The organism is Pseudomonas sp. MWU12-2020, from assembly GCF_023100605.1.
In the GTDB taxonomy this organism is placed as follows: Bacteria; Pseudomonadota; Gammaproteobacteria; order Pseudomonadales; family Pseudomonadaceae; genus Aquipseudomonas; species Aquipseudomonas fluorescens_H.
This window is the reverse complement of the sequence record NZ_JALMEX010000002.1, coordinates 284,323-299,109: the sequence shown is the minus strand read 5'-3', so window position 1 is coordinate 299,109 and position 14,787 is coordinate 284,323. Positions and strand designations below refer to the sequence as shown.

Genomic DNA, 14,787 nt, shown 5'->3' with positions numbered 1-14,787 from the left:
TGAATTTTCAATCGTTATGCCGCATCACTACTGCCTGTGGGTATCAATTGGCGCAACGCCGAGTTCACCGCCACAGTCCCGGTAATCAATACATTAATCTTATTACCTGAACCCGACACTCCTGCACTGCGTCTGGCGGCATTGGCTGCGCCAGCGGCAATACACTATTTATTTTTTAAATACACCGCATGAAGTTATTGCACAAACGATCAATCAATGACTGGCAACAGGATTGTCGAACAATAACTAAAGGGTTTTTGTTATTGCACCAAAAGCGCACTCCCGAGCATAACTAACCAACATTTAAAACAGTGATTTCAATTGAACAAGAACAAGGAATACAGCCTGTGACCCGCTAATCCATTGACCCGCACCAAATCAGTCCGCCACGCACCATCAAGCGCCCTGGCGGACTCGAGTTCAGCGGCTCTATCTGGCTGATCTGCCTGATACAGCGCCAGGCCTGACTCGCCCGTAAAAAAGCCCCGGGATTCGGGGCCGTGGACAGTCACGCATTAAAGAAAACTCGGCCCGCCAATAAAACTTATATAAATGCGACACGGGTAACAGCCATGAAATAACCGCTGTACATTTCCGCAACATTTGGCACAGCGGTTGCAAAACAAAATTTGAGTAATCAACTGTAGGAGCTGCCGAAGGCTCGGGCCGTTCCTACATAAAGCACAAGAACAACCAGGGAATGGCTAATGAACACTCGAAGTCGATGGCGCTAAGCCAGTAACTGTAAGTAAGCCCTGTTCAATAGATAGTTCAACTATCGGCTTGCGTACACCTTGAAGAAAGTTGCACCCATCCACTCGAACATCACCCAAATGTTCGGACGGCACCTTATTGCCCTTCATCAACCCGAGGGAGCTTTAATGAACGATGCGGTAAAGCACAGAACCCTGCCGGGGCCGTTACGGCAAACGCCAATCCCGCCGCCACCGGACAGGCCGGTCTTCGCAGCCAACACGTCGCAACCCGGCGGGTTGAATAAACAGCAGATGCTGTTGCTGGTAGCGGTATCGGCGCTGATACACGGCGGCGCCTGGTGGTTTCTCCAGCAGACTCGACCCGAGCCACTGCCGACCCCGCCGCAGATTCCGGAAATGACTGTCGAGCTGAGCAGCCCGACACCGCCTGCGCCGCCCACGCCGGAGCCACCACCGCCACCCCCTCCACCTCCGGAGCCTGAACAACCGGTGGAAGACGAAGACGCGGTCAAGCCACCGCCCAAACCGGTAGAGAAGCCCAAGCCGATCGAAAAGCCGAAGCCGCTCGAAAAGCCCAAACCGGTGAAAAAAGTCGAGCCACCGAAAGCTCCGCCTGCCCCGGCACAACCGGCCGCTCCCGCTGCGCCGGCGACACCAAGCGCGCCACCGGCCCCTGCCGCCGCGCCCGGCCCGGTCAAGGAATCGGCAGCGATTTCCGGTCTCGCCAGCCTCGGCAACCCGCCGCCGGAGTACCCGGCGCTGGCGCTGCGGCGCAATTGGGAAGGCAGCGTGGTGCTGCGCATTCAGGTGCTGGCCAACGGTCGCGCCGGTTCGGTCACGGTGACCAAGTCCAGCGGCAAGCCGCAACTGGATGACGCCGCCGTCGCGGCGGTGAAGAACTGGAAATTCATTCCGGCCAAGCGCGGTGACACGCCGATTGACGGTTTCGCCACCCAGACCATCGATTTCAAATTGCCGCAATAACGGCAACCCCAACTCATAACCGACTTAATGCAAGCGAGGTGTAGCCATGAACTCTTCACTGTCTTCGATGATTGTCCCCGGTGTGCTCTGGGGCTTGGTGCTGTTTTCCGTGGTCAGCTGGGCAATCCTGCTGGTCAAGTCGGCGCAATACCTGCGCCAGAAAGCCCAGAACAAACAGTTCAGCAAAGCCTTCTGGGGCGCGCCGGATCTGCTCACCGCCGCCGAACACGCCAGCCAGTATCCGGGCTCGCTGGCGCGCATCGCCAGCAGCGGTTTCGAAGCCTTGCTGGTGGAAGAATCGCCGCGCACCACGCAACAACTGGCGCACACCATCAACCGTTCCGATCGCCTGGAACGCAACCTGCGCCAGCAGATCCAGAAAGAACGCCGCTCCCTGGAAAACGGTCAGGCGATCCTCGCCAGTATCGGCAGCACCGCGCCTTTCATTGGTCTGTTCGGCACCGTGTGGGGAATCATGGAAGCCCTGCAAAGCATTGGCGAAACCGGTTCGGCCAGCCTTGAGGCGGTCGCCGGCCCCATCGGCCATGCACTGATCGCCACTGGCGTGGGGATCGCCGTCGCGGTTCCGGCGGTGCTGATTTACAACTTCTTCCTGCGCCGCCTGAAACTCGCCTCGGCGGACATGGATGACTTCGCCCACGACTTCGACGCCCTCGCTTCACGCAGCGCGTTTTCCATCAGCCGTCAGGCCATCGCCAGCAACACCACAGCCGCCGTGCGGGAGGCCAGCTGATGTCCTTTTCCACGCAAGACAGCGATGAAGTGCTCAGTGAAATGAACGTCACGCCCCTGGTGGACGTGATGCTCGTGCTGCTGGTGGTGTTCATCGTCACCGCGCCGCTGATGACCAACGCGATCAAGGTCAACCTGCCGAAAACCGACGCCGTCGCCCCCGCCGAGAAGAAAGACCCGGTGGTGGTCAGCGTCGATCAGGACGGCAAGTTCTATCTGGCAAAAACCGAACTGGCGCCGGAATCGCTGGAAGCCAGCCTCAAGGAGGTCAAGGCCAAGGACGCCGAAGTGCGCGTGCAGCTGCAGGCCGACGCCAACGTCAATTACGGCCAGGTGGCCAAGGCCATGGCGTCCATCGAGCGCTCGGGCATCAGCAAGATTTCGGTGATGACCACCCACTGAGTGCGGTGCCGGGCGCGCGTTGAGAAGCGCGCCCGGCACCGCTGAAGAATCCCGTCGCAATCGGCCGACCGAAAAAACGCACCGCGTGTTCGGAGGGGATCGGCTTGCTTGAAGAAAGTGGTTTTTCGCGGCGCGGCACCCCCGTGACCTGCGCAATCAGGGCTCACAAGGCCATTTCGATAACGTCTAATAAAGTCGGAAACAACCATGCTGATGAACACTCCACGCTTTACGCTCAAACCTTTGGTGGCCACGATCTCTCGTCACCGTTTTGTTCCGTTGTATCTGGTGGCCATGGGGATGGGTGCCGGGACTGTGCAAGCCGCCGAGGATGACAACGCGGCCGTGCCCGCTGCGGCAGCGGTGGTGGCGCCGACCACGCAACTGCAACGGGTGGAAGTGACCGGTTCGGCGATTCGCCGGGTCGATGCGGAAACGGCTGTGCCGATCACCATTCTCAAGGCCGATGAGCTGCGCAAACAGGGCGTGACCACCACCGCCGAACTGGTGCAGCGGATCACCGGCAGCCAGTCGATCAACAACAGCGCCGGTTCGGTCGGCGCCGCCACCGGTGGCGCTTCGTTTGCCGACATGCGCGGCATCGGCGCGAACAAGACCCTGGTGCTGCTCAACGGTCGACGGCTGGCCAACAATGCCTTGTCCGGCACCAACTCGGCCGGCGGCGCGGTGGATCTGAACATGATCCCGTTTGCCGCCATCGAACGCGTGGAGGTCCTGCGCGACGGCGCGTCGGCCCTCTACGGCACCGACGCCATCGGCGGCGTGATCAACTTCATCACCAAGAAATCCATGACCGACGGCCAGCTCACCCTCGGTGGCGAAACCCCGACCCACAGCGGCGGTGGCGCCACCAAAGACATGAGCGCCAGTTGGGGCTACGGCGATCTGGAGCAAGACCGCTTCAACGTGCTCGGCGTGTTCAACTACAACAAGCAGCAGAACCTCGACGCCAACGACCGCTCCTTCGCCCGCGACTATGTGCCCGGCCGCGGTCTGGATCAGACCTCCGGCACCGCGTTCCCCGGCAACTACAGCCAGAACGGCAATGCCACCAACCCGTTGGCCAACAGCAATTGCAACGGCCCCAATCTGGTGGCGCGCGACGGTTTGTGCCGCTTCAGCACCCGCGAATACATCGACCTGATTCCGCAAACCGAAAAGACGTCGTTCTTCGGCAAGACCACCGGCAAGCTGGCGGATGACCACAACGTCAACCTCGAATACTTCTGGTCGCGCAACAACAACGCCACAGCGGTCGGCCCGGCACCGCTCACTGGCCTGAGCCTGGATTCCTCGTCGCCCTACTACCCCGGCAACGGCATCACGCCCGGCCCGACCGGCTTCGCCCTCGACCCGACGCAACCGGTCGATGTGAACTGGCGCGAGACTGCTGCCGGCCCGCGTGAATCGAAAGACCAGAACACCAGTCAGCGCTTTCTGCTGAGCTTCGACGGTCTGGTCGGCGGCTGGGATTACAACGTCGGCGCCTCGTACAACCAGAACAAAATCGTCTCCAGCGTCACCAGTGGATATGTCAGCGATCAGGCGATGATCAACGGTCTGGCCAGCGGTCTGCTCAACCCGTTCGGCCCGCAATCCGCCGCCGGTCAGCAGTACATCGACCAGGCCATGTACCACGGCGCCTACTCCACCGCTGTCGGCCGCGTGGCCGGTTTCGACGGGCGGATCAGCCGCGAGATCGGTGACTGGTTCGGTGCCGGCCCTTCCGGTCTGGCGCTGGGTGGCGAGTACCGCAAAGAGAAATTCCACCAGGACTTCGAACAGTTTGCCGGTGACATCCAGAGCCTCGGCATCGACCCCAACGGCAGTGTCAAAGGCGACCGCAGCGTCAAAGCTGCCTACGCAGAAATCAACGTGCCGGTGCTCGACAGCCTCGAACTGTCCGCCGCCGTGCGCCACGACAAATACAGCGACTTCGGCAGCACCACCAACCCGAAATATTCGTTCCGTTATCAGCCGCTCAAGGAGCTGGTGGTGCGCGGCGCGTACAGTGAAGGCTTCCGTGCGCCGTCACTCTACGAGCTGTATTCGCCGCGCAGCATCACTTACACCCAGGGCTACTACAACGACCCGGTGCTGTGTACCGGTGGCGTGGTGCAACCGGGCGGCAACGGCGGGCGCGATTGCGGCCAGCAGTTCCTCAACCAGATTGGCGGCAACGAAGATCTCGCCCCGGAGAAAGCGCGCAACGTGACGCTGGGCTTCGTCTACCAACCGGTCAGCAACCTGTCGGTGGGTCTGGATTTCTGGTGGATTCACATTTCCAACCAGATCCAGCCGTTCCCCGAATCCACTGTGTTCGATCAGGCCGGCAGCTACCCGGATCGCTTCGTGCGCAACGCCGACGGCACGCTCAACTACATCGTCACCGGCAACGCCAACCTCGGCATCGTCGAGACCAACGGTGTCGATGTATCGCTGGACTACCGCTTCCCGAACACCCCTTACGGCCAGTTCGGTCTGGGGCTGCAAGGCACTTACGTCGACAGTTACGACTTTCAGAGCACCATCAAGGGCCCGTTCACCGATAAGGTCGGCGACTTCGAAGGGGACGGGGTGATCGCGCGCTGGAAACACAACCTCACCGGCAGCTGGACCTTCGGCGCGGCTCGCGCGTCGCTGACCAACCGCTTCACCACCGGCTACAACGACTACGACCGCGATACCCATGCGCGCGTCGCGTCGTATTCGGTGTGGGACCTGTCGGCCGGCTACACCTTCAACAAGGTGCTGGACGTGGATGCGGGGATGAAGAACATGTTCGACCGCAACCCGCCTTTCACCAACCAGGCCTACAACTTCCAGAGCGGCTATGACCCGCGCTACACCGACCCGCTGGGCCGCACGCTGTTTGCGCGCATGACGTATCACTTCTAAGGCACAAAACACCGCGACACCGGGTGAATGCAAACCTTTGTGGCGAGGGAGCTTGCTCCCGCTTGAGTGCGCAGCACTCACAAAAATCTGCAGGGTTAATCCGATTTTTTGGGGCTGCTTCGCAGCCCAGCGGGAGCAAGCTCCCTCGCCACAGTTTTCAGCGTTGCCAGTGAGTTTTCGGGCTTAGAGGAAAAACTTCATGAGATTCATGCGCAACATGGCAGGCCTGCTGCTCGGCGGAGCTTTACTCTGCGCCGCCGTGCCGGCAATGGCCGCCGGCAGCTACGCAATGACCGTATATGGCGAGGCGCCGAAGTATCCGGCGGGTTTCGAGCATTTCGATTTCGTCGATCCGCACGCGCCCAAGGGTGGTTCGCTCAGTCGCGCGTCGATGGAAATCGGTCAGTACAACTACATCACTCCGTATGCCGATCAAGGCATTTCCGTGGTGCAGGTCAACGACTGGGTGTATGCGCCTCTGGCGTTCCGTTCGCTCGACGAGCCCTACACCGTTTACGGTCTGGTCGCGCAACAGATGGAACGCGATCCCGAAGGCCTTTGGGTACGCTTCACCCTCAACCCCAAGGCCCGCTTCGCCGACGGCACGCCGATCACCGCCGAGGACGTGCGCTACACCTTCAACCTGCTGATGACCAAGGGCAGCCTGAGCTATCGCCAGCAATACGCCGATGTGCAGGAGGTGCTGATCGAGAATCCGCAGCAGATTCGTTTCACCTTCAAGAACAACCTCAACCGCACCCTCGCGCTGGACCTGGCGACCCTGCGCGTGGTACCCGAGCATTGGTGGCAGACTCGCGATTTCGCCAACGGCGGCGGCTTCGAGCCACCGCTGGGCAGCGGCCCGTATCGGGTGAGCAAGGTCGACGCGGGGCGCAGCATCAGTTTCCAGCGCGACCCGGACTGGTGGGGCAAGGACCTGCCGGTCAGTCGCGGGATGTACAACTTCGACACGCTCACGGTGAATTTCTACGGCGACACCGACGTCGCCCGCCAGCTGTTGCAAGCCGGGGCGTTCGACTACAACCGCGAGTTTTCCTCGTCCGGTTATGTGGTGGGTTACGACAGCCCGGCGCTGCGTGACGGGCGCTTGCAACAGGCGATCCTCGCCCCGGAAAAACCGACGGCGGCCCAAGGCTTCGTGTTCAACCTGCAAAACCCGATTTTTCAGGATCGCCGCGTGCGTCAGGCGATCAGCCTGCTGTGGGATTTCGAGTGGACCAACAAGCAGATGATGCGCGGCTTCTATGTACGCCAGAACAGCTTCTGGCCGAAGAGTGAAATGGCCGCGACCGCCCTGCCTGACGCCGAGGAACTGAAGATCCTCGAACCGTTGCGCGGGCAGATTCCCGACGAGGTGTTCACCACGGTGTATCAGGCGCCGAAAACCGACGGCAGCGGCTACATTCGCGACAAGCAGTTGCAAGCCCTGAAGCTGCTCGCCGAGGCCGGCTGGACGCCGCACAACAATCGGCTGCTCAACGCCGCCGGTGAACCGCTGGAGTTCACCTTCCTCGACGGTCAGGGCGGTTTTGATCGCATGCTGTTGCCGTTCAAACGCACCCTCGCGCAGATCGGCATCACCCTCAATCTGCGCCGGATCGACTCGGCGCAATACGTCAATCGGCTCAATGCCCGCGACTACGACATGATCGTCACCAGTTTTCCGCGCAGTGGCGATCCGATCGTCTCCCCCGGCCGCGAGCTGTACAGCCTGTACGCCTCGCAAAGTGCCACGCAAGTCGGCAGTTCGAACTCGATGGTGTTGGCCAACCCGGCGGTCGATCAACTGATCGACGGGCTGGTCAAGGCCGACACCCGCGACGCCATGGTGCATTACGCCCGCGCCCTCGACCGGGTGCTGCAATGGGGTTACTACATGATTCCCAACTACTACTCCAAAGGCACGCCGACGGTGTATCAGAACCGCTTCGGCATGCCGCCGGTGCAACCGGCGTACGACGAAGGCCTCAACACCTGGTGGGAGGTCTCGGCCAAGCCGTTGACCACGCAACAGATGCACACCCAGCTCGCGGGGGGCCAGTGACATGCTGCGCTATCTGAGTCGACGCCTGCTGCTGATCATCCCCACGCTGCTGTGCATTCTGGTGGTCAATTTCCTGATCGTGCAGGCCGCGCCGGGCGGCCCGGTGGAGCAAGCAATTGCGCGTTTGCAAGGTTTCGGCGGACACAGCATGGGCGGCGGTGGCGAAGTCGCCGCGGTTGGCGGTGCCGGGCGCAGCAGCCGCGGCCTCGATCCGGCGCTGATCGAGGAAATCAAACACCACTACGGTTTCGACAAACCGATGCACGAACGCCTGTGGCTGATGCTGAAAAACTACGCACAGCTGGATCTGGGCAGCAGTTTCTTTCGCGGCGCCAAGGTCACCGATCTGATCGTGCAGAAGCTGCCGGTGTCGTTGTCGCTCGGCCTGTGGGCAACGCTGATCACCTACCTGATTTCAATCCCGCTGGGCATCCGCAAAGCGATCAGCAACGGCAGCGCGTTCGATGTCTGGAGCAGCACGGCGATCATCATCGGCTACGCGATGCCGGCGTTTCTGTTTGCGATGCTGCTGATCGTGGTGTTCGCCGGCGGCAGCTACGTCAACTGGTTCCCGGTGCAGGGGCTGGTGTCGGATAACTTCGACAGCCTCAGCACCTTGGGCAAGGTCGGCGACTACCTCTGGCATCTGGTGTTGCCGGTCACGGCACTGGTGATCGGCGGTTTCGCCACCCTGACCATCCTCACCAAAAACAGCTTCCTCAACGAGATCAGCCGCCAATACGTGATCACCGCGCGGGCCAAGGGTTTGACCGAGCGCCGCGTGCTCTACGGCCACGTGTTTCGCAACGCGATGCTGCTGGTGGTGGCCGGGGTGCCCTCGGCGCTGATCGAGGTGTTTTTCGCCGGTTCCTTGCTGATCGAAACCATCTTCAACCTCGACGGCCTCGGGCGCATGAGTTACGAGGCGGCGGTGTCGCGCGACTACCCGGTGGTGTTCGGCGCGTTGTTCCTGTTCACCCTGTTCGGCCTGTTGATCAAGCTGATCGGCGACCTCAGCTACACCCTGCTCGACCCGCGCATCGACTTCTCGGCGAGGACTGCCTGATGTTCACACTTTCTCCTCTGGGTCAGCGCCGGGTCGCGCAGTTCAAGGCCAATCGCCGTGGGCGCTGGTCGTTGTGGCTGTTCCTCGGGCTGTGCCTGATCTGCCTCGGTGGCGAACTGATCGCCAACGACAAGCCGTTGCTGATCCGCTACCACGGCGCCTGGTACTTCCCGATTCTCAGCGATTATTTGGAAACCGATTTCGGCGGCGAGCTGCCGTTCCAGCCGGATTACGCCAGCGCTTACGTGCACTCGCTGATCGAGGATCAGGGCGGCTGGATGCTGTTTCCGCCGATCCCGTTCAGCTACGACACGGTCAATTACGACCTGACTGAACCGGCACCCAGCCCACCCTCTTCGAGCAATTGGCTGGGCACCGACGATCAGGCCCGGGACGTGTTGGCGCGGGTGATTTTCGGCACACGAATTTCGATTCTGTTTGCGCTGATCCTCACCGGCATCAGTGCGTTGGTCGGCATCGTTGCCGGGGCGTTGCAGGGTTATTACGGCGGCTGGGTCGATTTGCTCGGGCAGCGCGTGCTGGAGATCTGGTCGGGGCTGCCGGTGCTGTATCTGCTGATCATCTTGTCCGGGTTTGTCTCGCCAAGTTTCTGGTGGCTGCTGGGGATCATGGCGCTGTTTTCCTGGCTGGCATTGGTGGATGTGGTGCGCGCCGAGTTTCTGCGTGGACGCAATCTGGAATACGTCAAAGCCGCGCGGGCGCTGGGCCTCAACGATAGCGAACTGATGCTGCGGCACATCCTGCCCAACGCGATGACCTCCACCCTGACCTACTTGCCGTTCATTCTGACCGGCGCCATCGCCACCCTCACCGCGCTGGACTTCCTCGGTTTCGGCATGCCCGCCGGGACCGCCTCGCTGGGCGAACTGATTGGCCAGGCCAAGTGCAATCTGCAGGCGCCGTGGCTGGGGCTGACGGCGTTTTTTGCCTTGGCGCTGATTTTGTCTTTATTGGTATTCATCGGTGAGGCTTGCCGAGATGCGTTTGATCCACGATCTTGATCCAAGGAGCTGATATGCAAAACAATTTGATCGAGATCCGCGACCTGCGTGTTGCCTTTGGCGAACAGACGGTGGTGCACGGTTTGAACCTCGATATCCGCCGCGGCGAATGTCTGGCGCTGGTCGGTGAGTCCGGCTCGGGCAAGTCGGTCACGGCACATTCGATTTTGCGCCTGTTGCCGGGGAAAACCGTCAGCAACAGCGGTTCGATTGCTTACAACGGGGTGAACTTGCTGGACGCCAGCGAGCAGCAGATGCGCGGTTTGCGCGGCAACCGGATGGCGATGATTTTCCAGGAGCCGATGACCTCGCTCAATCCACTGCACACCGTGGAACGACAGGTCAGCGAAGTGCTGGAGATTCACAAGGGCCTCAAGGACCGCGCCGCCCGTGAGCGCACTTTGGAATTGCTCGAACTGGTGGGCATTCGCCAACCGCTGCAGCGCTTGAAAGCCTACCCGCATCAGCTCTCCGGCGGTCAGCGGCAACGGGTGATGATTGCGATGGCGCTGGCCAATGAGCCGGAACTGCTGATCGCCGATGAGCCGACCACAGCGCTGGACGTCACCGTGCAGCAGAAGATTCTCGAGCTGCTGATCGAGCTGCAACAGCGGCTCGGCATGTCGATGCTGCTGATCAGTCATGATCTCAATCTGGTGCGGCGCATCGCGCAACGGGTGTGCGTGATGCGCCACGGCGAAATCGTCGAACAGGCCGACTGCGAGACGCTGTTTCGCGCGCCGCAGCACCCTTACAGCCGCTTGCTGATCGAGGCTGAACCGAGCGGTGCGCCGGTGCCGAGTCCGTACCAGCACAACCTGCTGGAAGTCGATGATCTGAAGGTCTGGTTTGCCCTGCCCAAGGCCTTGTTCAGTCGTTCGCAGGCGTACATCAAAGCGGTGGACGGGGTCAGTTTCCGCTTGCAACGCGGCAAGACGCTGGGGATTGTCGGCGAGTCCGGTTCGGGCAAATCGACGCTGGGCCAGGCGATCCTGCGGCTGGTGGAATCCGAGGGCGATATCCGCTTCGGCAACAAGCAGTTGAGCCTGCTCAATCAACGCTTGATGCGGCCATTACGGCGGCAGATTCAGGTGGTGTTCCAGGACCCGTTCGGCAGCCTGAGCCCGCGCATGTCGGTGCAGCAGATCATTGCCGAAGGGTTGCTGACCCACGGCATCGGCACCGAGGCCGAGCGCGAAGCAGCGGTGATTCGCGTGCTGGAGGAAGTCGGCCTCGACCCCAAGAGTCGCCATCGCTATCCCCACGAATTCTCCGGCGGCCAACGCCAGCGCATCTCCATCGCCCGCGCACTGGTGCTGGAGCCGGCGCTGATCCTGCTCGACGAACCGACTTCGGCGCTGGATCGCACGGTGCAGAAACAAGTGGTGGACCTGTTGCGGCAATTGCAGATCAAGCATGGACTGACGTATCTGTTTATCAGCCATGACCTGGCGGTGGTGCATGCGCTGGCCCATGACTTGATGGTGATCAAGGATGGCAAGGTGGTTGAGCAAGGGTCGTCGCGGGAGATTTTTGCCGCACCGCAGCATCCCTATACCCAAGAACTGCTGAAAGCCTCCGGCCTCAAGCCCGCTGAAGCCCCCTGTGGGAGCGAGCTTGCTCGCGAAAGCGGTGGTTCAGATATAAATGAGTCGACTGACACTACGCATTCGCGAGCAAGCTCGCTCCCACAGTTTTGATTTGCAGAGATTGAAGAATATTTTTCAGGCACTGCATCCAAATGCCTCCGCCACGGGTAGTCCCTGTAACAGCCACTGTTGGCTGCCAGCGATCTACCCTTTCGGAGATAACACTGATGAACATCACTCAACTGATTGGCCTCACCGGTTTGCTCGCCCTGTCCTCGACAACCTTCGCCCAAAGCAACTATCCCGACGCAATCAAAGTCCCGGACGGTCACAAGATCGCCCTGGAAACCACTGGCGTCGGCGAGATCACTTACGAATGCCGCGACAAGCCCAACGCGGCCGGGCAGACCGAATGGACTTTCGTCGGCCCTAAAGCGGTGCTCAATGATCGCAGCGGCAAGCAGGTCGGCACCTACTTCGGCCCGCCCGCCACCTGGCAGGCCAAGGACGGTTCGAAAGTCACCGGCACGCAACTGGCAGTCGCCCCGTCGAGCCCGGGCAACCTGCCCTATCAACTGGTCAAGGCCAACCCCGCTGAAGGCAAAGGCGCGATGAGCGGCGTGAGTTATATCCAGCGTGTCGCGCTCAAGGGCGGCGTAGCGCCAGGCAGCGAATGCACGGCAGCGAACAAGGGCAAGCAGGAAGTGGTGAAGTATCAGGCGGACTACATTTTCTGGGCGGCGAACTGACTTTCCGATCCCGCACAAATCTTCCTTGTGGGAGGGGGCTTGCTCCCGAAGGCGGTGTGTCAGCCACCCTCTCGTTCACTGACACACTGCATTCGGGAGCAAGCCCCCTCCCACACAGGCATCCACAGGGACACCCGGGTTGTCTGGATGTTTGCGGAATGTGAGCTAGATTGCACCCCATGTCTTTGCCTGAACCGGTGTTTGATTACGAAGCCCGTCTCGCTGCCTGTGCCCGCGGCGAGCAGTCGGCCCTGCGCGATTTGTACGTGCAGGAAGGCCCGCGCCTGCTCGGCGTTGCCAAACGACTGGTACGTGACGCGGCGCTGGCCGAAGACATCGTGCATGAGGCGTTCATCAAGATCTGGAGCGGTGCGGCGCAGTTCGATCCGGCGCGCGGTTCAGCGCGCGGCTGGATGTTCAGCGTGACCCGGCATCTGGCGTTGAACCAGCTGCGTGATCAAAGCCGGGAGACGCCGTTCAACGAAGAACACGATGCCGTGCCTGACGAGGACGCCTTCGATGTGCAGGGCCATTCGGCGCGGATCCATCGTTGTCTGGAACAACTCGACCCGCAGCGGCGCAGCTGCATTCTCCACGCCTATGTCGACGGCTACAGTCATGCACAGATTTCCGCGCGCCTGGACACGCCGCTGGGCACGGTCAAAGCCTGGATCAAACGCAGCCTCAACGCTTTGCGGGAGTGCATGGGATGACCACTGAATCGGCGCAGGAACGTGATGAACTGGCCAGTGAATACGTGCTCGGCACCCTGTCGGCGCCGGAGCGTGAAGCGCTGCAACAGCGCTTGCCCCACGACCCCGAATTGCAAGCGGCGGTGGATGCCTGGGAGCGACGCTTGCTCGACCTGACCGAATTTGCCGGGACGCAGCAGCCTTCGCCGCACTTGTGGCCGCGCATCGAGCGCAGTGTCGAGCGGTTCGCGCAAAAAGCGCCGGCTGCGCCGTCAACCTCGTGGTGGAATCTGCTGCCGCTGTGGCGCGGCTTGAGTTCGGCCGGCTTGGTCGCCACATTGGTTTTGGGTTCGATCCTGCTGACCCAGACCCCGCCGAAACCGAATTATCTGGTGGTGCTGGTCGCCCCGCAGGACAAGGCGCCAGGCTGGGTGATTCAGGCCAGTAATCCACGGGAAATTCAGTTGATCCCGCTGGGCGTGGTCGAAGTGCCGGCGGACAAGGCGCTGGAGTTCTGGACCAAGGCTGACGGCTGGCAAGGGCCGGTGTCGCTGGGGCTGGTCAAACCGGGCGAGGCGCTGTCGGTGCCGCTGGACAAGCTGCCGCCGCTGCAACCGAATCAGCTGTTCGAGCTGACGCTGGAAGGCGCCAATGGCTCGCCGATCGGTAAACCGACCGGGCCGATTCAGGCGATTGGTCGCGCGGTCAAAGTGCTGTGACGGCGTCTCACCCGCCCCTCGCCATGCAGCGTTTGTAGCGCTCATCCACGCGTTTGGCGAACCATGCCGTGGTCAATTTGCGGGTGATTTTCGGGCTCTGCAGCACGATCCCCGGCAACACCGCGCGCGGCAAAGTCTTGCCTTCGGCCTTCTCGGCCAGTTCGAACACTCGTTGATAAAGCTTGGTGTCTTCAAACTCCAGAGTCTTGCCCTTCTCCAGTTGATCGCGAATGGTCGGGTTGCGCATGCCCAGCGACTTGCCGAGGGTGCGCACCGCCAGTTCAGTGCTACCGGGCATGATCGAGTCGTAGCGGATCACATCGCCATCCAGCGCCAGCGGGATGCCAGAGGCTCGGCTGACGGCGTTCTGGAACGCGGCATTGCGGCTGGCGTACCAACCAGCGTTGAAGTCGGCAAAGCGGTACAGCGGCTCGCGATAACTCACCGGATAGCCGAGCAAATGGGCGATGCCGAAGTACATGCCGCCACGGCGGGTGAACACTTCGTGGCGAATCGTGCCGTTGACCGGGTACGGATAATCCTTGGCGTGCTGCTCGGCGAATTCGACGCTGACCTGCATCGGCCCGGCGGTGTGTACCGGGTTGAAGCCGCCGAACAAGGTGCGGCCCATCGGCACCATGCCGATGAAGTCGTCGAAGATTGCGCTCAGCTCTTTCTCGCTGCGTGCCGCGTTGAGGCGTTCGCTATAGGTTTTGCCGGTGGGCGAACGCACGGCCAGTGCGGCACTGACCAGCATTCCGGGGATGTGTGCCTTGCCGGCACGGCGGTCGATTTCGTCGCGGGCGATCTTGCCCAGGCCCGGCACAGTCGGATCGACCTGAAAAGTCGACTCCTGCTCGGCCACGGCCAGCACCGAGCACAGATTTTGCGTGGTCGGGCTGATGTGCTGCGCAGCGAACGCGGCGTAGATGTCGGTGGCCCAGCCCTGGCGGTCGGGCACTTTTGCCGGCATCAGCCGCACGATTTCGGCCTTCACTTCGGCGGGCGCACGCGGCGCCGGCGCCTGGCTGCGCTGGCCGGCGCAACCGGCGAGCACCAGCAGCGCGGCAAGGGTGATCAGTAATCGAGGGGTGTGCATGGCGCTCCTTGG

At 61.5% G+C, this 14,787-nt stretch carries 12 protein-coding genes; 11 read left to right on the top strand and 1 reads right to left on the bottom strand.

Annotated elements, in window-relative coordinates; all coding sequences use genetic code 11:
• Positions 1-881: 881 nt before the first annotated feature.
• The 11 genes from M0814_RS05440 to M0814_RS05390 all read left to right on the top strand — a co-directional run bounded on the left by M0814_RS05440 (position 882) and on the right by M0814_RS05390 (position 13,676).
• Positions 882-1,700 (top strand): energy transducer TonB, encoded by an 819-nt coding sequence (locus tag M0814_RS05440; protein WP_103484134.1) that lies wholly within the window; start codon positions 882-884, stop codon positions 1,698-1,700.
• A gap of 46 nt (positions 1,701-1,746) precedes the next feature.
• Complete coding sequence (locus M0814_RS05435; RefSeq protein WP_103484135.1) at positions 1,747-2,454, top strand: MotA/TolQ/ExbB proton channel family protein; 708 nt, start codon at positions 1,747-1,749, stop codon at positions 2,452-2,454.
• A complete protein-coding gene (locus M0814_RS05430; RefSeq protein ID WP_003223575.1) occupies positions 2,454-2,855 on the top strand; it encodes a biopolymer transporter ExbD in 402 nt (133 codons plus the stop codon). Before M0814_RS05435 ends, M0814_RS05430 begins: the two co-directional genes overlap by 1 nt.
• A 207-nt stretch (positions 2,856-3,062) precedes the next feature.
• Positions 3,063-5,774, top strand: coding sequence for a TonB-dependent receptor (locus tag M0814_RS05425; protein ID WP_177434678.1), 2,712 nt, complete (start codon positions 3,063-3,065; stop codon positions 5,772-5,774).
• A gap of 199 nt (positions 5,775-5,973) precedes the next feature.
• The gene (locus M0814_RS05420) at positions 5,974-7,839 is read left to right on the top strand and encodes an extracellular solute-binding protein (RefSeq protein WP_103486116.1); all 1,866 of its coding nucleotides are present in this window, start codon (positions 5,974-5,976) and stop codon (positions 7,837-7,839) included.
• Position 7,840: 1 nt separating this feature from the next.
• Complete coding sequence (gene yejB, locus M0814_RS05415; protein WP_103486117.1) at positions 7,841-8,905, top strand: microcin C ABC transporter permease YejB; 1,065 nt, start codon at positions 7,841-7,843, stop codon at positions 8,903-8,905.
• The gene (locus tag M0814_RS05410; RefSeq protein WP_103486118.1) at positions 8,905-9,927 is read left to right on the top strand and encodes an ABC transporter permease; all 1,023 of its coding nucleotides are present in this window, start codon (positions 8,905-8,907) and stop codon (positions 9,925-9,927) included. The genes yejB and M0814_RS05410 overlap by 1 nt, the downstream gene beginning before the upstream one ends.
• A 14-nt stretch (positions 9,928-9,941) precedes the next feature.
• Positions 9,942-11,627, top strand: coding sequence for an ABC transporter ATP-binding protein (locus M0814_RS05405; RefSeq protein ID WP_103486119.1), 1,686 nt, complete (start codon positions 9,942-9,944; stop codon positions 11,625-11,627).
• Between the two features lie 116 nt (positions 11,628-11,743).
• The gene (locus M0814_RS05400; RefSeq protein WP_003223564.1) at positions 11,744-12,265 is read left to right on the top strand and encodes a DUF3455 domain-containing protein; all 522 of its coding nucleotides are present in this window, start codon (positions 11,744-11,746) and stop codon (positions 12,263-12,265) included.
• Between the two features lie 179 nt (positions 12,266-12,444).
• Complete coding sequence (locus M0814_RS05395) at positions 12,445-12,978, top strand: sigma-70 family RNA polymerase sigma factor (RefSeq protein ID WP_103486120.1); 534 nt, start codon at positions 12,445-12,447, stop codon at positions 12,976-12,978.
• Positions 12,975-13,676 carry an anti-sigma factor gene (locus M0814_RS05390; RefSeq protein ID WP_103486121.1) on the top strand — a complete coding sequence of 234 codons (702 nt, stop codon included), beginning with the start codon at positions 12,975-12,977 and terminating at the stop codon, positions 13,674-13,676. Before M0814_RS05395 ends, M0814_RS05390 begins: the two co-directional genes overlap by 4 nt.
• A gap of 7 nt (positions 13,677-13,683) precedes the next feature.
• Here M0814_RS05390 and M0814_RS05385 read toward each other — a convergent pair whose 3' ends face one another.
• The gene (locus M0814_RS05385) at positions 13,684-14,775 is read right to left on the bottom strand and encodes a DUF1615 domain-containing protein (RefSeq protein ID WP_103486122.1); all 1,092 of its coding nucleotides are present in this window, start codon (positions 14,773-14,775) and stop codon (positions 13,684-13,686) included.
• Positions 14,776-14,787 lie beyond the last annotated feature (12 nt).